General features: G+C 61.2%; 27 protein-coding genes. 6 read left to right on the top strand and 21 right to left on the bottom strand.

The annotated features are described in order from the left end of the window. Positions 1-5: 5 nt before the first annotated feature. The 19 genes from nuoE to QQJ86_RS21315 all read right to left on the bottom strand — a co-directional run bounded on the left by nuoE (position 6) and on the right by QQJ86_RS21315 (position 15,970). Positions 6-533, bottom strand: a complete 528-nt coding sequence (gene nuoE, locus QQJ86_RS21405; RefSeq protein ID WP_284323008.1) for an NADH-quinone oxidoreductase subunit NuoE — start codon at positions 531-533, stop codon at positions 6-8. A 19-nt stretch (positions 534-552) separates the two neighbouring features. Next, a complete protein-coding gene (locus QQJ86_RS21400; RefSeq protein WP_284323007.1) occupies positions 553-1,812 on the bottom strand; it encodes an NADH-quinone oxidoreductase subunit D in 1,260 nt (419 codons plus the stop codon). Between the two features lie 2 nt (positions 1,813-1,814). Beyond that, complete coding sequence (locus QQJ86_RS21395; RefSeq protein WP_284323006.1) at positions 1,815-2,543, bottom strand: NADH-quinone oxidoreductase subunit C; 729 nt, start codon at positions 2,541-2,543, stop codon at positions 1,815-1,817. A gap of 15 nt (positions 2,544-2,558) precedes the next feature. Continuing rightward, complete coding sequence (locus QQJ86_RS21390; protein ID WP_284323005.1) at positions 2,559-3,116, bottom strand: NuoB/complex I 20 kDa subunit family protein; 558 nt, start codon at positions 3,114-3,116, stop codon at positions 2,559-2,561. Then, positions 3,107-3,463 (bottom strand): NADH-quinone oxidoreductase subunit A, encoded by a 357-nt coding sequence (locus QQJ86_RS21385; RefSeq protein ID WP_284323004.1) that lies wholly within the window; start codon positions 3,461-3,463, stop codon positions 3,107-3,109. Before QQJ86_RS21385 ends, QQJ86_RS21390 begins: the two co-directional genes overlap by 10 nt. 327 nt (positions 3,464-3,790) lie before the next feature. After that, positions 3,791-4,144: a PilZ domain-containing protein gene (locus QQJ86_RS21380; RefSeq protein ID WP_284323003.1), complete on the bottom strand. Its 354-nt coding sequence runs from the start codon at positions 4,142-4,144 to the stop codon at positions 3,791-3,793. Between the two features lie 85 nt (positions 4,145-4,229). After that, on the bottom strand, positions 4,230-5,192 hold the full coding sequence (locus QQJ86_RS21375) for a PIG-L deacetylase family protein (RefSeq protein WP_284323002.1): 963 nt from the start codon (positions 5,190-5,192) through the stop codon (positions 4,230-4,232). Further along, a complete protein-coding gene (gene holB, locus QQJ86_RS21370; RefSeq protein WP_284323001.1) occupies positions 5,192-6,127 on the bottom strand; it encodes a DNA polymerase III subunit delta' in 936 nt (311 codons plus the stop codon). Before holB ends, QQJ86_RS21375 begins: the two co-directional genes overlap by 1 nt. Then, positions 6,127-6,759 (bottom strand): dTMP kinase, encoded by a 633-nt coding sequence (gene tmk / locus QQJ86_RS21365; RefSeq protein ID WP_284323000.1) that lies wholly within the window; start codon positions 6,757-6,759, stop codon positions 6,127-6,129. Before tmk ends, holB begins: the two co-directional genes overlap by 1 nt. Then, the gene (gene mltG / locus QQJ86_RS21360) at positions 6,756-7,796 is read right to left on the bottom strand and encodes an endolytic transglycosylase MltG (protein ID WP_284322999.1); all 1,041 of its coding nucleotides are present in this window, start codon (positions 7,794-7,796) and stop codon (positions 6,756-6,758) included. Before mltG ends, tmk begins: the two co-directional genes overlap by 4 nt. After that, positions 7,793-8,608 (bottom strand): aminodeoxychorismate lyase, encoded by an 816-nt coding sequence (gene pabC / locus QQJ86_RS21355; protein ID WP_284322998.1) that lies wholly within the window; start codon positions 8,606-8,608, stop codon positions 7,793-7,795. The genes mltG and pabC overlap by 4 nt, the downstream gene beginning before the upstream one ends. Then, positions 8,608-9,957, bottom strand: coding sequence for an aminodeoxychorismate synthase component I (locus tag QQJ86_RS21350; RefSeq protein ID WP_423372800.1), 1,350 nt, complete (start codon positions 9,955-9,957; stop codon positions 8,608-8,610). Before QQJ86_RS21350 ends, pabC begins: the two co-directional genes overlap by 1 nt. Before the next feature lie 111 nt (positions 9,958-10,068). Then, positions 10,069-11,307 (bottom strand): beta-ketoacyl-ACP synthase II, encoded by a 1,239-nt coding sequence (gene fabF, locus QQJ86_RS21345; RefSeq protein ID WP_284322996.1) that lies wholly within the window; start codon positions 11,305-11,307, stop codon positions 10,069-10,071. A 197-nt stretch (positions 11,308-11,504) separates the two neighbouring features. Beyond that, complete coding sequence (acpP, locus tag QQJ86_RS21340) at positions 11,505-11,744, bottom strand: acyl carrier protein (protein WP_284322995.1); 240 nt, start codon at positions 11,742-11,744, stop codon at positions 11,505-11,507. A gap of 292 nt (positions 11,745-12,036) precedes the next feature. Next, entirely contained in the window at positions 12,037-12,777 is a 741-nt protein-coding gene (gene fabG, locus QQJ86_RS21335; protein ID WP_284322994.1) for a 3-oxoacyl-ACP reductase FabG, read from the bottom strand. 38 nt (positions 12,778-12,815) lie between these two features. Then, complete coding sequence (fabD, locus tag QQJ86_RS21330) at positions 12,816-13,763, bottom strand: ACP S-malonyltransferase (protein WP_284322993.1); 948 nt, start codon at positions 13,761-13,763, stop codon at positions 12,816-12,818. A 181-nt stretch (positions 13,764-13,944) separates the two neighbouring features. After that, positions 13,945-14,922: a beta-ketoacyl-ACP synthase III gene (locus tag QQJ86_RS21325; RefSeq protein ID WP_284322992.1), complete on the bottom strand. Its 978-nt coding sequence runs from the start codon at positions 14,920-14,922 to the stop codon at positions 13,945-13,947. Positions 14,923-15,276: 354 nt separating this feature from the next. Next, entirely contained in the window at positions 15,277-15,471 is a 195-nt protein-coding gene (gene rpmF / locus QQJ86_RS21320) for a 50S ribosomal protein L32 (RefSeq protein ID WP_284322991.1), read from the bottom strand. Positions 15,472-15,490: 19 nt separating this feature from the next. Beyond that, entirely contained in the window at positions 15,491-15,970 is a 480-nt protein-coding gene (locus QQJ86_RS21315; RefSeq protein WP_284322990.1) for a YceD family protein, read from the bottom strand. 171 nt (positions 15,971-16,141) lie between these two features. Between QQJ86_RS21315 and QQJ86_RS21310 the strand changes: the two genes are divergently transcribed. Together QQJ86_RS21310 and QQJ86_RS21305 are read left to right on the top strand one after the other, a co-directional pair. Further along, positions 16,142-16,594, top strand: a complete 453-nt coding sequence (locus QQJ86_RS21310) for a hypothetical protein (protein ID WP_284322989.1) — start codon at positions 16,142-16,144, stop codon at positions 16,592-16,594. After that, positions 16,591-17,178: a Maf family protein gene (locus QQJ86_RS21305; protein ID WP_284322988.1), complete on the top strand. Its 588-nt coding sequence runs from the start codon at positions 16,591-16,593 to the stop codon at positions 17,176-17,178. The genes QQJ86_RS21310 and QQJ86_RS21305 overlap by 4 nt, the downstream gene beginning before the upstream one ends. A gap of 13 nt (positions 17,179-17,191) precedes the next feature. Here QQJ86_RS21305 and QQJ86_RS21300 read toward each other — a convergent pair whose 3' ends face one another. Then, entirely contained in the window at positions 17,192-18,805 is a 1,614-nt protein-coding gene (locus QQJ86_RS21300; protein WP_284322987.1) for an ArnT family glycosyltransferase, read from the bottom strand. Here QQJ86_RS21300 and QQJ86_RS21295 point away from each other — a divergent pair. The 4 genes from QQJ86_RS21295 to QQJ86_RS21280 are packed head-to-tail and all read left to right on the top strand — an operon-like array spanning position 18,795 to position 23,299. Next, entirely contained in the window at positions 18,795-19,736 is a 942-nt protein-coding gene (locus QQJ86_RS21295) for an AAA family ATPase (RefSeq protein WP_284322986.1), read from the top strand. The two genes, QQJ86_RS21300 and QQJ86_RS21295, sit on opposite strands and share 11 nt — an antisense overlap. 7 nt (positions 19,737-19,743) lie before the next feature. Beyond that, positions 19,744-20,697 (top strand): DUF58 domain-containing protein, encoded by a 954-nt coding sequence (locus tag QQJ86_RS21290; protein WP_284322985.1) that lies wholly within the window; start codon positions 19,744-19,746, stop codon positions 20,695-20,697. Beyond that, positions 20,697-22,661 (top strand): transglutaminase TgpA family protein, encoded by a 1,965-nt coding sequence (locus tag QQJ86_RS21285; protein ID WP_284323138.1) that lies wholly within the window; start codon positions 20,697-20,699, stop codon positions 22,659-22,661. Before QQJ86_RS21290 ends, QQJ86_RS21285 begins: the two co-directional genes overlap by 1 nt. 50 nt (positions 22,662-22,711) lie before the next feature. Beyond that, positions 22,712-23,299 (top strand): Slp family lipoprotein, encoded by a 588-nt coding sequence (locus tag QQJ86_RS21280; RefSeq protein ID WP_284322984.1) that lies wholly within the window; start codon positions 22,712-22,714, stop codon positions 23,297-23,299. A gap of 69 nt (positions 23,300-23,368) precedes the next feature. Here the strand turns inward: QQJ86_RS21280 and QQJ86_RS21275 are convergent, their stop codons facing one another. Next, a complete protein-coding gene (locus QQJ86_RS21275) occupies positions 23,369-23,713 on the bottom strand; it encodes a histidine triad nucleotide-binding protein (protein ID WP_284322983.1) in 345 nt (114 codons plus the stop codon). Positions 23,714-23,720: the final 7 nt, after the last annotated feature.

Raw genomic sequence — 23,720 nt, 5'->3', positions numbered from 1 at the left:
TGCCCTTATTTCAGACCGTCAAGAATCTCGTCGACCTTTTCGGTCGTGAGACGCTCGTGGTAGTGACCATTGACCGTCATCGCCGGCGCATACACGCAGGCAGCGATGCACTCTTCTTCTTTCTTCAGGTACACGCGGCCGTCCGACGTGCTTTCGCCTGCCTTGATGCCAAGCTTCTTCTCGCAATGGCGCAGCAGGTCTTCACCGCCGTTGAGCCAGCACGAGATATTGGTGCAGACGGCGACGTTGTTGCGTCCAACCGGCTTGGTTTCCAGCATCGAGTAGAAGCTAGAGACCTCGTAGGCCCACACGGCCGGCACGTCGATGTACTTGGCGACGGCGGTGATCAACTCGTCGGTGAGGTAGCCGTGGTTTTGTTCCTGCGCGGCGAACAGCGCCTGGATCAGCGCGGAGCGCTTGCGATCCGGCGGGAATTTGCCCAGCCAGTGATCGATGTGATGACGCGTATGCTCGGTGAGCACGACGAGCGGATCGATGTGCTTGACCTGCTCGTAATTTCCGGTGGCTTTCATGTGTGCTTATCCTCCGGGCTCAGCGATCGACTTCGCCGAACACGAGGTCATAGGTGCCGATCACTGCTACCGCGTCAGCCAGCATGTGGCCGCGTACGACGGCGTCCATCGACGACAGGTGGGCAAAGCCCGGTGCGCGCAGGTGCACGCGGAATGGCTTGTTGGCGCCGTCGGAAACCAGATAGCAACCGAATTCGCCCTTGGGCGCTTCGACCGCAGCATAGGTTTCGCCCGCCGGCACGCCGTAGCCTTCGGTGAACAATTTGAAGTGATGGATCAACGCTTCCATGTCTTCCTTCATGGCCTCGCGCTTGGGTGGCGCGACCTTGAAGTTTTCCACCATCACCGGGCCCGGATTGGCGCGCAGCCAATCCGCACATTGCTTGATGATGCGGTTGGACTGGCGCATTTCTTCCACGCGCACCAGGTAACGGTCGTAGCAGTCGCCGTTGACACCGACCGGGATGTCGAAGTCCACATCGGCATACTTCGCATAGGGCTGCTTCTTGCGCAGATCCCAGGCAATACCGGAGCCGCGCAGCATGGCGCCGGTCATGCCCCACTGCTGGGCCATTTCGGGCGACACCACGCCGATGCCGACGGTGCGCTGCTTCCAGATGCGGTTGTCGGTGAGCAGTTCTTCGTACTCGTCGACCTTCTTCGAGAAGTCAGCGGTGAAGGCGTCGAGGTAATCGAGCATGGAACCTTCGCGCCATGCGTTCAAGCGCTTCAGATCATTGCCCTTGTGCCAGGGCGATTCGCGGTATTGCGACATCTTGCCTGGCAGATCACGATAGACGCCGCCCGGGCGATAGTACGTGGCGTGCATGCGCGCGCCGGAGACCGCTTCGTAGCAGTCCATCAGCTCTTCACGCTCGCGGAAGGCGTACAGGAACACCGCCATCGCACCAAGGTCCAGCGCATTCGAACCCACCCACATCAAGTGATTGAGGATGCGGGTGATCTCGTCGAACATCGTGCGGATGTATTGCGCGCGAACCGGCGCCTCGATACCCAGCAGGGTTTCAATGGCGCGCACGTAGGCGTGTTCGTTGCACATCATCGACACGTAGTCGAGACGATCCATGTAGCCGATCGACTGATTGAACGGCTTGGATTCCGCCAGCTTCTCGGTACCACGGTGAAGCAGACCGATGTGCGGATCGGCGCGAACGACGGTTTCGCCATCCATTTCCAGCACCAGACGCAGCACGCCGTGCGCGGCTGGATGCTGCGGACCGAAGTTCATTGTGTAATTGCGAATTTCTTGCGCGGCCATGCTCAGTTCTCCCGCCAATGGTCGGCGGCTTCCGCCTTCGCTTGAATCAAGTCGGCGTCATCGCGGATCACGCGCGGCACCAGCACACGCGGTTCGATCGACACGGGTTCGTAAATCACGCGCTTCTGCTCGGGGTCGTAGCGCACTTCCACGTTGCCGATCAGCGGGAAGTCCTTGCGGAACGGATGGCCGACGAAACCGTAGTCGGTAAGAATTCGACGCAGATCCGGATGGCCTTCGTAGATGATTCCGAACAGATCGAACGATTCGCGCTCGAACCAGTCCAGCCCCGGCCACAGGCCTGTGAGCGAGGGCACTACGGGCAGATCGTTGTCATCGCAAAACACGCGTACGCGCAAGCGCTGATTAAGTTCGATCGATAGCAGGTGGAACACCGATGCATAGCGCTTGGGGATCGATACATCGCGCGGACGATCTGCCCATGTGAAGCGGCCGATCGCCTCGCCTTCAACACCACGCGAGAAACCGTTACCGGAGACGTCGGTGGTATCCCATTCGGTTTGGCCGTAGCCGAGGTAGTCGACGCCGCACAGGTCGACCGCCTCGCTAAAGCGAAAGCCGGCTTCATCGCGCAGCGCAGTGGCAACGGCCAGCAAGTTGGCTGCTTCAACCACCGCCGTGACAGCGCCATGGCTGACGGAGATGGTGAGCTTGTCGCCGAATCGCGCGGCAAGCCGCTCGGCCAGCGAGTTGGTTTGCATTTCACTCATGACTGACTGCGCCTTTTAGGAACGCGCGATGGTGCTGGTACGACGAATCTTCTTCTGCAACTGCAAGATGCCGTGGATCAAGGCTTCGGCCGTGGGCGGGCAGCCCGGCACGTAGATGTCCACCGGCACGATGCGATCGCAGCCGCGCACAACTGAATATGAGTAGTGGTAATAGCCACCGCCGTTCGCGCAGCTGCCCATGGAGATCACCCACTTCGGGTCGGGCATCTGGTCGTAGACCTTGCGCAGTGCAGGCGCCATTTTGTTGACCAGCGTGCCGGCCACGATCATCACGTCGGACTGGCGCGGACTTGGGCGGAACACCACGCCGTAGCGGTCCAGGTCCAGGCGCGCGGCGCCGGCATGCATCATTTCCACCGCGCAGCAGGCGAGACCAAAGGTCATCGGCCACATCGAACCAGTACGCGCCCAGTTCATCAGGGCATCGACCGAAGTCGTGACGACGCCGCGTTGGATGACGGGGTTGTCTCCGGCCGGACGCAAAATATCGTCCACCAGGTTCAACGGCTGCGGGTTGTGCATCACCCGATCAATGGAGGAGATCACTCCCATTCCAGCGCTCCCTTCTTCCACACGTAAGCAAAACCGACCACCAGCAACAAGAGGAACAGCGCCATTTCAATCAGCGCCACAATGCCGATGTGCTGGAACACCACCGCCCACGGAAAGAGGAAGGCGATTTCCAGATCAAAAATGATGAAGAGGATGGCGAGGAGGTAGTAGCGCACGTCGAACTGCATGCGCGCATCCTCGAAGGCTTCGAAGCCGCACTCGTACGGCGAAAGCTTTTCCGACTCCGGACGACGGGGACCGGCCAGCAGGCCGATGATCAGGAGGACGATACCCAATCCACCGGCTACGCCGAGGAACAGGAGAACGGGCCAGTATTCGGCAAGCACGGTTTAACTTACCTCCGCACCACATGAGTGCATCAGCGGCCGTCGGGGCAAACGGTCCGGAAGTTCAATTCAGCGGGCTGTCCCGCTCTGTAGGATGCAGATGCAGGAGCTCGAATCCTCGGGACAGGCCCGGGAATCGCGACATTGTATCAGTGGGCATGGGTGGGCCGACAAGCCTTGTGTGGCGCACCATGGGATATTTCTTGCAATAAGAGCAGTAAATGCTAAGTCGCGGCCGGATCGTTCAATAACTCTGCTAAGACACGCGACTACTTTTGCGCGCAATCAGCTTGCCGCGCATCGCGGAACCACTCCGCCAAACGGTTGTTACATCGTTTGAGTAGCGCGCTCGGAATTGAGCACGCCGGCGAGCAATGCTTCGATGCGCCCGCGTGCGGCCTCGCCGTCGGAGGAATCATTGAACTGCACACCGATGCCGGCCGTGCGATTGCCCTGTGCGCCGATAGGGGTGATCCACACCACCTTGCCGGCGACGGACAGGCGCTCGCTTTCGTCGATCAGGCTGATCAGCAGAACCACTTCGTCGCCCAGCGAATAGCGCTGCGCGGTGGGTGCAAACAGGCCGCCATGCTTCAGGAACGGCATGTATGCGTTGTACAGCGCAGCCGTATCCTTGAATTTCAGCGAGATGATGCCCTGACGGGCGGCGACCGGGTTCATGTGGACGGCATCAGCGAATGACAGAGGTACATCCTAACCACGCCATCCACGGTGTGCAAAGGTGCAGTTGGCAAAGTGAGCGCTGTCAGCCCAGCTTTGGACCAATCTCTTCCTCTCCGTGAAGAGGGAGAGTGGTCGTTATCTCCCGCCACCCCCAGTGATCGAAGATCCAGGGGGACGGCCAATCCAGGTGCAGCTTCACGAAAACGGGCCTGCACGCCGCCCCTTCCAGTCGAAACGAGCCATCCGCATCGCGCACCAGCGGAGCCTCCAACCACGGCCAGTCCCTGACACCGGCAGGCGTAGCCACCAGCAAACGCAACCAACGGTGCAAAACCGCGGGTGGGCGCCACGGCAGCCGCCCATCCCCCACCTGGGTATCGACCTGCATATAGCGCTCGGGACTAAGCGCCAAGCGACGCATGCGCTTGCCGCTCAAGGTCATCTGGGTGCGATGTTCAGCCAGTGCTTGCAGCTTGCGTGGCTGCTGCTCCGCCACGGCTTCGATCAACAGCGGACAATCGGGCGCATCGCCCGCGCCGTGCACCAGATAGGCAAGCAATGCGGGAGCCTGATCCATGCCTGCAAGCGCAAGTCTAACCAGCACATGCGCTGCACCATGATCGGGATGACTGTCCCGCAGCGCCGGTCCACAAACGAGGTTGGGCTGGAACGCCTCCAGCACTGCGCGAATCGCGGCAATCGAACCGGTTAGATCGTCGCTCAGGCGACGGGTCACTTCCATATCGTGCCAACCGAGAGGATGCAACGCTGAAGCCGGCACACCCAATTGCTTCAGCGCATGCATCACTTCATCACGCCGCTTGGCACCCCAGCGGCGGCGCGCAACATCATTGATGATCAAGCGTCGTTCCAGATGACGCTGCGGCCAGGGATTGTTGTCTCCGTCCGTCATCAAGATGATGCGAACGTCGCCTCCGGCTGCTAGCACTTGCTGCAGCAGTAACCCACAGCCCAGCGTTTCGTCATCCGGATGCGGTGCGATCACCAACAGACGTGTCTGCGCTGAAACGGGCCATCCCGGCATCAGCGCCAGCGCCCCAGCAACTCCAGCAGCAATAGATCGCCGCGCAATGGACCGCGTAACGCCTCGCGCGTGCGATTGGCAGCGTGGTACCAGGCCATCAGGTCTTCGCCATCCAGCGTGCTGGCGAGCGGCGTCGATTGCGCAGTAGCGCGCGCGCGCATTTCATCGGCGACAGCCTGCGCGGCAAACCACAGGCGCTGCTCGGGCACATCCTCAAGCCAGCGCTTGCCCATGGCCATCGCGTCGCCACGGCCGGAGGCCAACGCGGCAAGGTCCTTGCGCACTTCCTGCCGCTGCGCAAGCGAGCCCTCTTCCGACCAGATGCGTGCAAGCCCTGGATTGCCGCCCGCTGCGGCCAACGCCGCTTGCGGGTCGCGCACGCCGGCTTCCTGCAACCAAGCCAGCGATTCGTCCTGTTGGGGCAACTGGAAATCGATGCGCTGGCAGCGGCTGCGGATGGTGGCAGGCATGCGCCACGGCGCATCCGCCACCAGAATCAACATGGTCTGCGAAGCGGGTTCTTCCAGTGTTTTCAGCAAGGCATTTGCCGCCGCAACGTTCATCGCATCCGCGGGATCGATGCTGGCGATCTGCCAACCGCCAAACTGGCTTGCTGTAGCAAGCCGCGCAGACAGCTCACGAATCTGATCAACCACGATTTCCGAACGCTGCACGCCATCCTTGCGCAAGCCGTAGCTCAACGCTACGTAATCCGGATGTGTGCCGGCAGCGAATAGCAGGCAGCTACGGCACGTGCCACATGCATCGCCGTTGTCGGGACGCTGACATAGCAATCCGCGCACGAAGCGGCGGAGAAAATCGCGCTTACCTAGTCCCTGTGGACCACACAGCAATAAGGCATGCGGCAAGGCATCGCGCTGACGGCGCGCCTGCAAACGTGACCAAAGCTCGATGTGCCAGGATGGAATGCTCATCAGCTCGCCTCGAACAAAGGGTCCGTGGCCGCGATCGCCGCCTGCAGCACCTGCCCCGGCGAAAGGCTGGCATCGATCACTCGAAAACGTTCTGGTTCAGCCTGCGCACGCTCGCGATACGCATGGCGCACCCGCTCGAAGAACGCATCGGCTTCGATCTCGATGCGGTCGGCGGCGCCTCGACCTGCAGCACGGGCGCGGCCCGTCGACACGGGCAAATCCAGCAGCAGCGTGAGATCCGGCTTCACGCCCGCGCATGCCCAACGCTCCAACTCGGCGATACGCTCTACTGGCTGGCCGCGCCCGCCACCTTGATACGCATAGCTTGCATCCACATAGCGATCGCACAGCACCCACTGCCCTTCTTCCAGTGCAGGCTGAATGCGTTCGCGCACCAATTGCGCGCGCGAGGCGAACATCAGCAGCAACTCGCTTTCAGCACTAATCGCCGGATGCGCAGGATCGAGCACAATCGAACGGATCGCCTCGCCCAGCGATGTGCCACCAGGTTCACGCACTTGCAACAAGCGCACACCTCGTTGCAATAGATGCGCATGCAGACCTGCAAGCAGGGTGCTCTTGCCCGCACCTTCGCCGCCTTCGAGTGAGATAAAACGTCCGCGTTCGCTCATCGGCAGCGCTTCAATTGATAGCAGGCCACGTTGCGATTCTGTTCGTCCAGCGTGCTGGCAAACGCGTGCGTGCCGTCGCCGCGCGCCACGAAGTACAGCGCGTCACCTGACGCCGGATGCAATGCTGCCTCGATCGCCGGCTTGCCGGGCATGGCAATCGGCGTCGGTGGCAAACCGGGCCGCGTATAGGTGTTGTAAGGCGTATCGGTGGTCAGATCGCTTTTATGGATGTTGCCGGTGTAGCTGGAGCCCATGCCGTAAATCACAGTGGGATCGGTCTGCAGCAACATATTCATCTGCAGGCGGCGGATGAAAACACCAGCAATGCGTGGACGTTCGTCGGCACGACCGGTTTCCTTCTCGACAATCGAAGCAAGAATCAGCACATCGTATGGCGAGTTCAGTGGCAGCTTCGGATCGCGCTGCGCCCACAGTGCCGCCAGCGTTTTATCCATAGCGTCGTGCGCGCGGCGCAATACATCCAGATCGCTATCGCCCTTTACATAGGCGTAAGTTTCCGGCAAAAAGCGCCCTTCGGGTTTCTCGCCCGGCGCACCGATCTTCTGCATGATGGCGGCGTCATCGAGACCGGTGGTTTCGTGTTTCAGCTTGTCGGCCTTGGCCAGCGCCTGCAGCACATCGCGGAACGTCCAGCCGTCGACGATGGTGACGTCGCGGTGCATCACCTTGCCTTGTGCCATCTGCGTAAGCAGTTGCTCCGGCGTGATGCCAGGCGTGAGGGCGTATTCGCCCGCATGCAGACGCCCCGCAACGTGCATCCGTTCGGCCAACAGTCGCCAATAAAACGGGGCAGACGTGGTCAGCCCCTGCCCGCGCAATTGATGCACGATGTCCTTGAAGCTGGTGCCACGTTCGATATCGACGCTCTCACCCGTGGCGCTGATGCGCAGCGGCGTGACGGCAAAGCGGGTGAAGTCGCGCCAGAACCATCCGGCTGCGGCAATGAATGCCAGCACCAGGATCAACAGCAGCAGACGCCACCGCACACGCCCCGTTTGTGTAACGCCTCGAATCATGCCTGCTCCGTCGGGAAACCTAGCACGCACCAATGCTGCTGCATGGCGCGAACGACCGGACCGGGAGCGTACACGGTATCGCCCACGGCCTGAACTGGCAGGATGCCGCGAACGCTGGAACTGAGGAAGAGTTCCGATGCACTCAGGGCCTCATCCAGCGGGAGATCCCGTACCTGGCAATCCGGTAACGCATCGAGCATGGCGCCGCGGGCCACACCGGCCACGCCGCAACGATTCACCGCCGGCGTGACCACTTTGCCGTCGACAACGGCGAACAGATTGGCGGCGGTCGCTGAGACGACGTTGCCGCGATAGTCGCAGACCAGACCCTCGCCGATCGCGGGATCATTCCATTCGGCACGTGCCAGCACCTGCTCCAGGCGATTGAGATGCTTGATGCCGGCCAGTAGCGGCTGATCGGCCAACATCGTTTTGCAGCGATGCAGGCGAATGCCGTGGATGTAGAGAGCATTGGATATCGTAGGCATCGTAAATGCCGCGACGATACGCGTCGGCGCAGCGACGGCCGGTGGTGCATAGCCGCGCTCGCCCAAGCCTCGCGTCAACGTAATGCGCAGGACGAACTCCCGCAGCCCGGCGCTGACCTGTTGCGCCTCCTGCCGAAGCAGCTCCCCATCCGGCATCGGTATGCGCAAACGCTCGCAACCGAGTGCCAGACGCTGCATATGCCGGCCCCACAACGGCGCCTTGCTGTTTTCGAAGCGAATCGTTTCGAACAAACCATCGCCGTAGCTCAGCCCGCGATCGAGCGCAGATACGCTATCGCTTGGCTGGCCGTTGACCAGCATCATCAGCCGGCCACTCCGAGCGCACGCAACATGCCACGTGCCTTGGCACGGGTTTCGTCCAGTTCCTTTGCCGCATCGGAATCGGCGACGATGCCAGCACCTGCGCGCATGCTCACTTCATTTCCATGCAAGGTGAGCGTGCGAATAAGGATATTCAGATCCAGATCGCCGTTGCGATCGAGATAGCCCAACGCACCGGTGTAGGCGCCACGTGGCGCGTCTTCCAGCGCGGCGATGATTTCCATGCAACGCACCTTGGGACAGCCGGTGATGGTGCCGCCAGGAAACGTGGCCGCGATCACCTGCCCAGGCGTGACGCCTTCGCGCAAACGTCCACGCACATTCGACACGATGTGATGCACGTGCGCGTAGCTTTCCACCACCATCAGCTCGTTGACTTCCACTGTGCCGGGCTTGCACACGCGACCGAGATCGTTGCGCTCCAGGTCGATCAGCATCACGTGCTCGGCGCGCTCCTTGGGATGCGCGGTGAGTTCGCGAATGCGCGCCAGATCGTCGTCGCCTTCTACCCGCGGTCGCGTGCCAGCGATGGGGCGCGTTTGCGCCATGCCTCTGCGTACTTCGACCAGGCGCTCTGGCGATGAACTGACCACCGCCCACTCCTTCTGCTGCAGCAGCCCGGCGAAGGGTGCGGGGTTGGCGCGACGCAAGGCGGCATAGAGGCTGCCTGCTGAAGGCGCTCGTTCGAAGCGAGCGCGCCATGCGCGTGAAAGATTGACCTGGAATATATCGCCAGCGTGCAGATGCTCGTGGATGCGCGCGACACCATCCAGGAATTGCGAGGGCGCATCTTCTTCGATCGCCGCCGGAGCGGCGAGCTCGCCGATGATCGGTGTGGCAGCAAGATCGGTTTCCATCGCATCGAGCAAGGCAGCTTGATCGGCTTCCGCGACCAGAATGGTGCGCTCGCGCAGATGATCGATGATGATTGCCGCCGGACAGCGCACTGCCAATGCTATTGGCAACGTTTCCGAACGGTGCAACTGCAGCCTGGGCTCAATTTCAGCAGCGAGTTCATACGCAAGCAGCATCACCCAGCCGCCGTGAAACGGCAGACCATCATCGGTGGCTTGCGGTAAACGTTCCGCGCGCCAGGCCGTGTCGAGTGCATCGAGGAAAAGACCGGCATGCACGCGCCCGTCGGGTTCATGCACCTTGCCGTCGGATGTGAGCGTCAGCGTAGATTGCGGGAAGGCGAACAGGATGTCGTAGCGCGCATGCGCACTGCCGCGTGTCACGCTTTCCAGCAAAGCGGGGTAGCGCTCCGGAAATGCAGCGGCCGGCGCGAGGAGGTCGCGTCGGCCGGGAAACGTGCGAATCACGCAGTTCACTGCAACGGGTCTCAGTATCCGCGAATCGATGATGTTTCCTCGCCGTCATTCCCGCGAAAGCAGGAATGACGGCGAGGAGAAGTGCAGCTCCCAGGAAGGGAGCTACCCTGCTCAGATACGCCGGAATGCCAACGTACCGTTCGTACCGCCAAAACCAAACGAGTTAGAAATCGCAACATCGATCTTCGCCTCGCGCGCGGTGTGCGGCACGAAATCCAGATCGCAGCCTTCGCCGGGCTCGTCCAGGTTGATGGTGGGCGGCAATACCTGATCGCGCATAGCGAGAATGGTGAAGATCGCTTCCACACCACCGGCGGCACCAAGCAGATGGCCCGTCGTGGACTTGGTCGAACTCATCGCAAGCTTGTAGGCGTGATCGCCAAATACCTTCTTGGCTGCCAGCACTTCGCCCAGGTCGCCAAGCGGCGTGGAGGTGCCGTGCGCATTGATGTACTGCACATCAGTGGGATTGATCTGGCCGTCACGCAGCGTGGCATCCATGCAACGCGCTGCACCCTCACCACCCTCACTGGGTGCGGTGATGTGATACGCATCGCCGCTCATGCCGAAGCCAACCAGCTCGGCATAGATCTTCGCGCCGCGCGCCTTGGCGTGTTCGTATTCCTCCAACACCAGCACGCCAGCGCCGTCGGACAGTACGAAACCGTCACGATCCTTGTCCCACGGACGGCTCGCCTTGGTCGGGTCGTCGTTGCGCGTGGACATGGCCTTGGCCGAGCAGAAGCCAGCCATGGCTGTACCCGTGGTGGCGAACTCGGCGCCGCCGGCGATCATCACGTCCGCATCGCCGTACTGGATCATGCGCGCGGCCAGGCCGATGTTGTGCGTACCCGTGGTGCACGCAGTCACGCAGGCGATGTTCGGGCCCTTCAGGCCGTACATGATCGACAGGTGACCCGACACCATGTTGATGATCGAACTAGGCACGAAGAACGGCGACACGCGGCGCGGCCCCTTCTCATGCAGCTCGATCGAGGTGTCTTCGATGGTGTTCAGACCACCAATGCCCGCTGCTACGGCTACGCCGATGCGCGGTGCGTTTGCTTCCGTCACTTCCAGCCCGGAATCGCGCAAGGCCTGTGTGCCAGCAGCGATGCCGTAGTGGATGAACGGGTCCATCTTCTTGATCTCTTTCGGCGCGATCCATTGCGCCGGATCGAAGTCGCGCACCTGACCGGCGATGCGCGTGGCATACGTCGTGGCGTCGAAGTGCGTGACCTGGCCGATGCCGCTGACGCCCTTGAGGATGTTGTTCCAGGCGGTGGCGATGTCGTTGCCGACCGGCGAAATGATGCCCATGCCGGTCACTACCACACGTCGTTTGCTCATGGATCGAATTCCTAGCTGGTTCGGGAAAGGTCAGCTCTCAAGCATCACTTTCCACGTATCGCGATGCGCGCCGACCTGCACACCATACGGGATCGGACGTTGCAAATTGCAGAAACGAAAACTGCGCCCAGGTGGCGCAGCTTCCGATATCACTACGTGGAGGCATGGGACGCGTGTGCTTCGCCCCGCCACGCGGATCACTCCTTGGTGTGGGCCTTGATGTAATCGACGGCCTGCTGCACGGTCGTGATCTTCTCGGCTTCTTCGTCGGGAATCTCGGTTTCGAATTCCTCTTCGAGCGCCATCACCAGCTCGACCGTGTCCAGCGAATCCGCGCCCAGATCGTCTACGAACGAAGAGTTCGGGTTGACCTCATCTTCTTTCACGCCAAGCTGCTCGACGACGATTTTCTTTACGCGTTCTTCGATGGTGCTCATGTTGCCTTTGCCTCCCAAGGGGAAATGGTCTGTCTGCCGGCCTTTGGACCGGCAAAGTCTGCGGCATTGTAGTGGCTAAGCCGCGAAGCCGCCAATTATATGCCAGGAACGTCGGCCACGGTTGCGCTTGGCACGAAGGCGTCGATTGTCGCCCAAAACGGGCTCCATGACGACTTTCGGGTTGCAGCAGGTTCCCGTGGCGCTAACGGATTTCAAACAGGACAAGCAGTCGCCCGACTGGAGCTTGTGCTGACTGCGTCCTTTTCAAGCCTGGACGAGGTATGAGCCCCGCTCAAGGCATGTACATGCCGCCGTTTACGTGCAGCGTCTCGCCGGTGATATAGGCGGCTGCGGGCGACGCCAGGAAGCCCACCGCCTTGGCAATGTCGCTGGCTTCGCCGAATCGGCCCAGAGCGATCTGGCCCAGCAGCGCTTGCTTGGATTCTTCCGGCAAGCCACGGGTCATATCGGTATCGATGAAGCCCGGCGCCACCACGTTGACGGTGATGCTGCGCGAACCGATCTCGCGCGCGAGCGATTTGGAGAAAGCGATGATGCCGGCCTTCGCCGCTGCGTAATTGGACTGGCCCGGATTGCCGGTAAGGCCGATCACCGACGCAATCGAAATAATGCGGCCCTTGCGGGCCTTCATCATGCCGCGCATCACTGCTTTGGACAGGCGATAAACCGAAGTGAGGTTGGTGTCGAGGATGGCCTGCCAGTCTTCGTCGCGCATGCGCATCAGCAACTGATCGCGCGTGATGCCGGCGTTATTGACCAGGATCGACACTGCGCCGCGCTGCTTGGTGATGTCATCGATCAGCGCATCCACCGATGCTGCATCGGTGACGTTGAGCACGCGCCCTTGGCCACCGTGCGGCGCAAGACGCTCACCAATCGCTGCGGCGCCCGCTTCGCTAGTAGCAGTGCCGATGACCGTGGCGCCCATGGCCGCCAGTTCATCTGCAATCGCGGCACCGATGCCGCGGCTGGCGCCAGTCACCAATGCGATTTCACCTTGCAATGTGCTCATCTCGTGTTCCTTCAGTGCAGCTGTTCAAGGATAAAAAATCAGACCCATTCGCCGCGCGTGGCATCGAGCTCCGCAGAAGTACCGATCGCGCGTGCTTCGACGCTCTTGTCGATGCGCTTGATCAACCCTGCCAGTACCTTGCCCGGACCACATTCGACCAAGCGTGTGGCACCGCCAGCAATTAGCGTTTGCACGCATTCGGTCCAGCGCACCGGCAGGTACAACTGGCGCTGCAGGGCGCCGCGGATGTCTTCCAACGTGCTGTAGGCGCGTGCTTCCGCGTTCTGCACCACTGGGATGCCAGGCAATTGCCACGCGATGGATGCCATGCGCTCGCCGAGCTTGTCAGCCGCGTCGCGCATCAGCGCGGTATGCGATGGCACCGAGACAGCCAGCTTCACCGCTTTTTTGACGCCTTGTTCGGCCAGTTTCGCCAATGCGCGATCCACGGCTTCGGCATGACCGGCAATGACTAATTGGCCAGGCGAGTTGTAATTGGCCGGTGCCACGACCTGCCCTTGCGCAACGTCCTCGCACACCGATGCGATCAATGCATCATCGCCACCGAGAATCGCGGCCATTGCGCCCACTCCGGCAGGCACGGCGGCCTGCATCAGGCGACCACGTTCGGCGACCAGCGCCGCGGCATCATGCAGCGACAAGGCTCCCGCGCAAACCAGTGCGCTGTATTCACCCAGGCTGTGTCCGGACAACTGCGCCGGCTGCGCACCACCTAGCGTCTGCCATACCCGCCACACCGCGACACTCGCCGCCAGCAGTGCCGGCTGCGTGTTTTCGGTGCGATTGAGCTGATCTTCGGGTCCCTGTTGACTGAGCGCCCACAGATCGATACCCGCACCTTGCGAGGCTTCGTCGAATGTGGATTTCACCTCGGTGTGGACGGCGGCGAGTTCGGCGAGCATGCCGACCGATTGCGAACCCTGGCCAGGGAAGACGAAAGCGAGTGATGGAACGTTCTGGCTCATGCGTGAGAGGTCTTGTGAACGAACGAAACGGTGAATGGTGCCAGCAATGTGCGCCGTGCGCAGCCGTATTCATGACAGCTGCTCTAAAAGCTTGAACGCATTCTATTTTTTATCGACAAAAAAAGCCGGGACGTATGGACGTCCCGGCAATTTCGACGCAGACAAGACAGTAGCGAACAGATCAGTAGCGCAATAGCGCCGATGCCCAGGTAAAGCCGCCGCCAAAGGCTTCCAGCAGCAAATTCTGGCCGCGCTTCACTTTGCCCGAGCGCACGGCGAAATCCAGCGCAAGCGGCACGGAGCCGGCGGAGGTATTGGCGTGCTTGTCGACAGTAACGATCACCTGATCCATCGGCATGTTCAGACGTTTCGCCGTGGCTTCGATGATGCGCAAATTGGCCTGGTGCGGAATGAGCCAATCCAGTTGCGCAGCATCCATACCGCCTGCCTTGAGCGTTTCCTCGACCAGCGAGTCGAGCGTCTTCACCGCCACCTTGAACACTTCGCGGCCAGACATGCGGATGTGCACACCATGGTTGGGTTCGTCATCCTTGAAACCGACTGAAACACCGACCGGATTCCAGAGCAATTCTTTGTAACCACCGTCTGCGTGCAGGCAGGTGGCGTAGATACCCGGTTCGCTGGACGCTTCCAGCACTACGGCGCCGGCACCATCGCCGAACAGTACGCAGGTTTCGCGTTCTTCCCAACGAACCATGCGAGTGAGCGTTTCGGCGCCGATCACCAGCACCTTCTTCGATTGGCCGCTGCGGATGAATTTGTCCGCTATGCCCAACGCGTAAACGAAACCGGAGCACGCAGCATTCACGTCAAACGCCGCGCAACCGTTCGCGCCGAGACGGTGCTGCACGAGACAGGCGGTGGACGGAAAAATGATGTCGGGCGTGGTGGTGCCCAGCACAATCAGATCCAGTTCCGAAGCTTTGACGCCGGCGGCATCGAGTGCGCGCTGAGCAGCCAACGTGGCCAGATCACCCGTGGTTTCCCCTTCGGCAACGACATGGCGCTGGCGGATACCGGTGCGTTCGCGAATCCATTCGTCGCTGGTGTCGACGAACTTTTCGAGATCGGCGTTGGTGAGAATGCGCTCCGGCAGAGCGCTGCCGGTGCCGACGATGCGGGCGTAGATCTGGGTCATTGAATATCCATCAACGGGCGAAGGTGCTCGATGCCATCCGCCTGACGGGTGGGTGATCCAAACACCAAGACCGCAACGTTACGTTGCCGTGACGAGCCGTTCAATAGGCGCCACGCAAACGCATAAAGAGCCTGCTCAATATCTCCCCGCAGCCCTCCTAGCCTATTATGTAGCCGCTATGCGGCCGCACGCAGCTTGATCAGACAGCGAGTATGGCGCCGCGCCACGCGCGACCACCTAACGGCCACTCACAGGCCAGGCGAACCACGCTGAGATATCGAACAGGCTCCTAAGAACGCAAAGCGGCGCGTCGCCGCGCCGCTTGCCTGACGAAACCTGAAAGGTTTCGATGGATCAGTCTTCTTCCACTGCTGCGACGTTGGTGTCGATCACCTTCTTGCCGCGGTAGTAGCCATCGGCCGTCACGTGGTGACGACGATGCACTTCGCCGCTGGTCGGATCGGTGGCCAGCTGCACGGTGCTCAGCTTGTCGTGCGAGCGACGCATGCCGCGGGTGGACGGGGTCTTGCGGCTCTTTTGAACAGCCATGATGGTTTCTCCAGCTAAATCATTTCTTCTTGAGTTCGCGCAACACCGCGAACGGGTTATCGGGACGCTCTTCGGCGGAAATCGGTTCCGCCGGCGGGCGTGTGACATCTTCGGGCAACGCACTGTCCGGATTGACCGGCACCAGCGGCAGCGCCAACAACAGTTCGTCCTCGATCACATCGATCGGGTTCAGCTTGTCGTCCTCGGCGATCAGCAACGGCTCGCATCCCGCCGGCAACGAGGCTTCCTCGCGTTCGGAACGGATCAAGCCCAGACGGCTTTCCACCGTGACGGGCATGATGAACGGATCGAGCGTACGCTGACAGACCAGCGACAAAGGCGCCTGAACGCGAACATCGACATAGGCAGTGCCGAACTCATCCCGACCGAAGTCGAGCTGGTACTGGGCCAAACCTGCATCATCCGCCAGTGCTTCGCAGAGGCGAGGCATTGCGGCGATGGGCAGTGACCCCTGGAACGAACGCCGCGCGGAAACCATGCGCCAAGCGTCCACAGACTCTGGCAGTGTCGCGGACATAACCGGGAAATAGTAAGTTTCCCGGGAGGTTAAGTCAACCGCGCAACCCATCACAAAGCCTCGGCTGTCGCTTTGCCTGAATCGGGCGTATGCGGCAGACTGCACCCGTCCTAAGCCTCGCCCGACTACCCCTTGGATACCTACCTTACGATCGGCTTGGCCATCATAGTCGTTCTATTGGTCGTCGCCTTGGCGGGCGCCCTGCTGCTGCGCCGTATGAATCGACGCACCGCAAGCCTCAAGCGCCTGCTGGAGCTGGCCGACCGGGTTGAAGCCGACCTCAAGTCCTGCCGGATCAAGCTCAAGCAGGCCCATGCCGTGATGTCCATAAACCCGGATCTGCCCGCCGCCAGCGAGCAGGAAGCTGCCAATGCTGTAGATGCCGGCCTGCGCGCCCTGCTGCAGCAGCGCATCTGGATCCGCGACCGTGCGCCCACCGCCAGCCAGAGCGAGCTGGACGCTGCCGTCCAGGCCATGGGCCAGACCCGCGACCGTCTGCGTCCGCTGCTGGATGCGCTGGGTGAAGCCCAGGATGACCTGGACGCTGCCATGCGCGAGCACATTCGCCAGGATACGCATCCATGACGCATCAGCGACGGCTGGTGCTCGGCTCCACCTCCCGTTACCGCGCCGACCTGCTGCGCCGGCTGGGCTTGGCGTTCGAGCAGCGGGCACCCGGAACCGAGGAAATCGAACTGGCCAGCGAAATGCCCGCAGTGCGCGCCATCCGGCTGGCTACCGCCAAAGCCATGGCAGCCGGAGCAGGCCTGGCCGATGCGTTGGTCATTGGTTCCGACCAGGTCGCCGAACTTGATGGCGTACTGCTGGAAAAACCAGGTTCCGTAGAGCGCGCCCACGCACAACTCAGCGCCTGCTCCGGCCGAACGGTTACTTTCCACACTGCCGTGTGCGTGTTCGATACGGATAGTGGGCAACAGTATCCCTATATTGATCTCACCCTGGTGCAATTCCGTCAGTTGCAGCCAGAAGAAATCAGCCGCTACATCGAGCGTGAGCAACCGCTGGATTGCGCAGGCAGTTTCAAATGCGAGGGACTCGGCATCAGCCTGTTCGAGCGCATCGACAACAGCGATCCAACAGCCTTGATCGGATTGCCGTTGATTGCGCTGGCCAAGTTGTTACGCGATGCGGGCATGGCTGTGCCTTGATATGCACCCCGACCTACTGCGTCAGGTAATTCCGCAACGCGACGCAGTCATCCAGATGCCCATCATCCTTCAGCATCACGCTCGCAACCTGTCCACGATAGAACGCAACGCTCTTGCGCCCTTCGAATAAACGCAATCGCTGCACCGGCTGAAGATGTTGAATGCGTTCGCACAACGAATCCAGCCACACTGCACGCTCATGTCCGCGCGCTGCATACTCATCGACCACAAGCAGAACAGATGCACCAGGATGTATGCGATGAAGCGCGGCCTCATCCATTCCCCATAAAGCCACTTGCGGTGCACGTCCGTATTTCACGTTGAGCGGATTGTCGAGCGTATAGATCTCGCGCCGGCCATCGAATTGGAAATCGAGCTCCGCTGCCATCATGAAGTTGTCCGCAACCAACAACGCTGGCTGCTTAGCGAGCTGCGTTTTCGCCATGTCGGCACTTTCCTTCCAACCGACAAAGGCCATCGGCACGACACGAGCTATGCCAGGCCACTGTGCTGCGCCTGGATAGACCGAGAGCAACCCTGCCAACTGCACGACCAACGCGAGCACCGCTCCGCACACCGCCATCACGCGCCATACGCGAACGCCCTCTTTTTGACTCAGTAACGCAGGCAAGGCCGCAAGCAAAGGCAAATAGCCCGGTAGTGGCCAATGCAGCCGAAAACGCTGGTTGTCGGCAAATAGCCCTGCAACGAAATAGATGACAACAAAGGTCAACGACAGCAAGGCAAGCACATCCCACGGACCGCCAGCCTGACGTCGGCGCCAGCATTGCCACGCTGCCCATAGCAGACAAGCGTACAGCAGCGGCGTGCAGGTCACTGCCTGTTCCAGTGGCTGCACCAACGCATCAGCGTGGAAGCGCCACGGATTGCGCTCGATTAACTGAAACATGACGCCCGCGCCATGCTGCTGCAAATTGGAAATCACCAGCGGCACCAGCCCCACCGCAGCAATCACCATCGCGAGCCAGAAACCGGGCCGCTGCCATTGCATACGACCTCGCGGTGTAAGCAAAAACAGCAACAGTCCGGCCAGCAGAAACATCGCTGCGCGGTAATGGCTCATCCAACAACACGCCAGCGACATGCCCAGCCATAACCAATCGCGTAGACGGTCTTCATCCATCGCACGCAGCAGCGCGATCATGGCAACCGCACCGGCCACGGTGAGCGGCACATCCGGCATCGCCATCACGCCCAAGCTGCCAGCCAGCGGCAGCACGAGGCAAAGCAGCCCGGCCTGCCAGCCGGTGCGCGCATCAAAGGCACTCCGACCGAACCACACCAGCAGCCACGGCAATGCGCTACCCAGCGCGAGGAACGGCCAACGCATACCTAGAAGGCCATGCCCGGCCACCTGTTCACCCAGCCAGATCAACCATGCAGTAAGCGGCGGAAGGTCGCTATAGCCCCAGGCGAGATGGCGGCTTTCCTGCCAATAGAACGCTTCATCGCCAAACGGCTGCACCGTCGAGACAAGCGCCAGCTTGACCAGCAGCAGACACAAGAATGCCGTGACGAATGCCGCTCGCCAGCGCGCAAGGCTGGCGACTACACTGGCGTCGACTTCCCCATCTGTCCTCGGCTTCCACAAACCCATGTCAGCCATCACCCCGCTTCGTGATGAAAATCTGCAAAAGCGTCTTCATGCCGCCATCGCCCAGGTCAACAAAGTGCTGCTCGGCAAGGCACGCCAGGTCAAGCTGGCATTTACCTGCCTGATCGCAGGCGGCCATCTGTTGCTGGAAGACGTACCCGGTGTCGGCAAGACCACGCTGGCGCATGCGCTGGCAGCAAGTTTCGCACTGGATTTCCAACGCGTGCAGTTCACCAGCGACCTGCTGCCGTCCGACATTATCGGGGTCAGCATGTACGAGCGCGAGACGGGGCAGTTCCGCTTTCATCCTGGCCCAGTGTTCGCCGGCTTGCTGCTGGCGGATGAAATCAACCGCGCCACGCCGAAAACACAAAGCGCGCTGCTGGAAGCGATGGCCGAGCGGCAAGTCACCGTGGATGGACAAACGCATGCCCTGCCCGATCCGTTCTTCGTGGTCGCCACGCAGAATCCGCTGGATCTCGCCGGCACGTTCCCGCTACCCGATTCGCAACTCGACCGCTTCATGCTGCGCGTGTCACTGGATTACCCCGACGCCAGCGCCGAACGCGAGCTGCTCATCGGCACAGATCGACGCGACCTGCTCTCACACCTCACGCCGCAACTGGATGCAGCAAGCCTCACAGCATTGAACCGGCAAACCAAGACGATCACGGTCAGCCCGGCGTTGCTCGATTATCTGCAAGCCTTGCTGGCAGCAAGCCGCCGACATCCGGAAATCCGCGTAGGTTTATCACCTCGCGCCGGTCTTTCGTTGCTGGCGGCGGCGCGCGCATGGGCCATGCTCAGCGATCGTGGCCACGTGTTGCCCGAAGACCTGCAAGCGCTGTTCGTTCCGCTTGCAGCACATCGCCTGGTGGCATCACGTGGCGCCAACGGCGATACCTTGGCTCGCACTCTCTTGAGCGAAGTCGCGGTCGACTGAGGGCAACGTGTCACTACTCACGCAGTGGCAGCGCCTACAGCAATGGGCTGAGCAACGTTTGCCGGCGCTCACCCGTCATCGCCGCCAAGAAGAACTGCCGATCGAGTTGCATCGACGGCGCATCTATATCGTACCCACCGGTTTCGGCGTGGCATTCACGCTGCTGCTGCTGGTGATGATGGTTGGCAGCTTGAACTATTCGAACAACGCGGGATTGATGCTCACCTGTCTGCTCGGCGCGGCCACATCGATCAGCATGCTGGTGGCGTTCCGCACCTTGAATGGTTTGCGTATTCGCGGCGTGCGCGCTGGTCACGCAATGGCGGGACAACCGATCGACGTCACGTTTGATTTCGAAGCCAGGCGTTTGCGCCAGGCCGTACGGCTGGATATCGCTGATGCAACCCAATCTTTCGATGTCAACGGTCGTACCGACGTCACCATCAGCATGTCCACCGAACAGCGCGGCTGGCTGGCTATTCCGCGATTGCGTATATGGACAACCTGGCCGATGGGTTTGTTTCGCGCATGGAGCTGGGTGAACCCGCACTACGCGGTGCTGGTATGGCCGCGACCGGAAATCGCCGGCCCAGGCCCGACCTTGCCACTGGAAGACCATCGCAGGCAACGCCTGCATCTAGGCGAAGACCTCGCTTCGCTGCGTGATTACCGCAGCGGCGATTCCATGCGTCACGTGGCATGGAAGGCCAGCGCGCGCCATGAAAACCTGCTAGTGAAGGATTACGAGCAACCCGAGGCACGACAGGAATGGCGCCTGGATTGGCGACATATGCGAGGCTTGGACAACGAAGCGCGTATCGCGCGACTTGCCCGCTGGTCGGGCGAAGCGCTCGCGCAAGGGCGGCAATGGAGCCTGTGGTTGCCGAGTGAAGTCATCGGCATCGGTGGCGGACCATCGCACTACGCGCGCTGCATGAGCGCACTGGCACTGCTGCCATGATGCGTTTCTGGCGAAAGCATCAAACCCACGTGCGGATCAGCGAGCGCACATTCGATCTGCTTTGCTTGACCACCGCCTTCGTACTGGCCGTGCATGCGGATCATCTTCCGATCTGGTTGACCGGCTCGCTGTTTGTGGCGCTCGGTCTGCGCTGGTGGCAGCGAAGGTATCGTCCTGGCCGTGTACCAGCATGGTTGAAAGTACCGATGCTGGTGTTCCTGGTCAGCGCGGTCGTGCTCGAATACGGCAATCTGTTCGGACGCGAACCGGGTTCGGCACTCGCGGCGGGCCTCTTGGTGTTGAAGCTCACCGAAAGTGAAGCGCCGCGCGATGCGCGCGTTGCCGCAGCCTTCGCTTGTTTCCTGTTGATGGCTGCATTGCTGTTCGGGCAAAGCATGGTAGCCACCGCTGTGGTGGCACTTGGCTTGCTGCCGGCCTTGACCACGTGGCGTTCGCTTGAACCCACGCAAACATCCCCTTCCCTGCCACGTCAATTGGTGCCCGCTTTCGGCTTGCTTGCCGCATCGCTGCCGTTGGCGTTGACCGCATTCGTGCTCGTGCCGCGATTGAGCACGCCACTGTGGGGCACATCGAACGAGCAGACGGCGAAAACCGGGCTGAGCGATCACATGTCGCCGAGCGACTTCACCGAGCTGCTCACCGACGACAGCGCTGCCATGCGCGTAAGCTTCGACGGCCCGCCACCGGACCAGGGGCAGCGCTATTTCCGCGCGTTCGTCATGTGGGATTACGACGGCAAGGACTGGAAGCGGATCGATCGTCCGCCTACGACAACCATCCCCGTAGAAGCCGGTGCCACAATCAACTACCGCATCAGTCTGGAGCCCACGCACCAGCACGTGCTGCCGACGCTGGACGTACCACTGCGCGCACCGGCCGATTCGCAAACACGTGCGGACGGTGAAGTCTTTGCGGACAAGCCGGTCGACGAAGTACGGGAATACGAACTCAGTTCTGCCGTGCGCTACCGATTCGAGGCGAACCTCGACATCACCACACGCATCCACGCTTTGCAGCTTCCCACTGGCTTCGATCCACGCACCCATGCACTCGCCGCCCAATGGCGGCAGCTTTACGGCCGCGACAACGCTGCCATCGTGCGGGCTGCCTTGAACATGTTCCACAACGAAGGCTTCAGCTACACCTTGCTGCCGGCGCCACTGGGACGCGACGCTATCGACGACTTTCTGTTCAACACGCGCGAAGGTTTTTGCGAGCACTACGCCTCTGCTTTTACCGTGTTGATGCGTGCGGCCGGCGTCCCCGCACGCGTGGTCACCGGCTTCCAGGGCGGGTTCTGGAACAAGCTGGGCGAGTACCTGCTGGTACGCAATGCCGACGCGCATGCCTGGAGCGAGGTGTGGCTGGAAGGACGCGGCTGGGTACGCGTGGACCCCACCGCCGCGGTGCGTCCGCAACGCATCTCAATGGGTGCTGCCAGTGCCGCTGCCGGCCAGTTGCCGTGGTACAAATCGGGCACGCTTCAATCGCTCCGCAATCAATGGGACATCGTCAACCGATGGTGGAACCAAAGCGTTGTCGGTTTTGACGCACTACGTCAGCGTGGATTGCTGACGCCGTTCGGCGTTCGCGACGTGGACACCGGCATGTTGGTGAAACTGCTGGTGATCAGCGTGGCCGTGTTCGGCGCAGCAGGCTTGTTCTGGGCGTTGTGGCGTCGACCGGAAGGCGACCCCGCTCTCGCGGCCATGCGTTCCTTGGAACGCAAACTTGCGCACGCAGGGGTTGCACGCAGACGCAGCGAAGGGCCGCAGCATTTCCTTCGCCGAGCTTGCCGTGCGCTGCCCGGTCAACGTGCGGAACTGGATCATTTGATGAGGTGCTATATCGAACTGCGTTACGCCACCCTGGAACCTACCCATGAATCCTTGCGCACTTTCAGGCAAGCAGTACGGAATTTCCAACCGCGCCGCGTGGTCTAAGCAAGGCGCAACGATGTAGCATGCATCCGCCCCAAATGGAGAAACACATCATGTCTCCCCTGTACCGAATTCTCAGCCTCGCAGCACTCTCTGCCCTGTTGGCTGCGTGCGCCACAGTGCCGCAGCCGCTGCAGGGCAATTTCGCCCCAGTCAGCACGGCGAGTGTCCAGCAAGGTGGCACCACCGCCAATGGCACGCAGGTGCGCTGGGGTGGCGACATCATCAGCACCGAACCGGGTCAGCAATCCACCTGCTTCTATGTCATGGCTCATCCACTGGACAATGAAGCCCGCCCGATCCACGACAATAGCAACGGCAACACCCAGGGACGCTTTGTCGCCTGCCGCGCCGGCTTCTACGATCCAGAAGTGTTCAAGCCCGGTCGCGAAATCACCGTTACCGGCGCCGTGCAAGGTGTCGTCACGCGCAAGGTAGGTGATTACGACTATGCGTACCCGCGCGTGGAAGCCAACGTCGTTTACCTGTGGCCGAAGCGCCCGATGGTGGTCGGCTACCCGTACGGCCCGGGCTGGTACGACCCGTTCTGGGGGCCCTACTGGGGTCCGGGTCCGTATTGGGGCCCGTACTGGGGTGGCTGGTACGCTCCGCCGCCGGTGATCGTGGTACGTCATCGCTGATCATCTTTGTTCAACAAAAAAAGCGCCAGCATACGCTGGCGCTTTTTTTGTGCACGGTTTGGTCGCGAATCAGCCCGGCGGCCAATGCATGCGCCGGCCCGCCAGCAGATGCACATGCAAATGGAACACGGTTTGGCCGCCATGCTCGTTGCAGTTGATGACGGTGCGATAGCCGTCCTTGTCGAAACCTTCGCGCTTGGCATAGTCGGCAGCGGCAAGCACAAGCTTGCCGATCAATTCGGCATCGGCCGGCGTGGCCTCGTTCAACGTGGCAATCGCATGCTTGGGTACGAACAGCACATGTACTGGAGCCTGCGGGTTGAGGTCTCTGAAGGCCAGTACATCATCGGTTTCATAGACGATGTCGGCGGGGATTTCGCGACGGACGATCTTGCCGAAGATGGTGTCACCCATACGTGCT

Source organism: Dyella acidisoli, from assembly GCF_030160295.1.
GTDB lineage: Bacteria > Pseudomonadota > Gammaproteobacteria > Xanthomonadales > Rhodanobacteraceae > Dyella_B > Dyella_B acidisoli.
The sequence above is the reverse complement of the archived record's forward strand: the minus strand, read 5'-3'. Positions and strand labels throughout refer to the sequence as shown.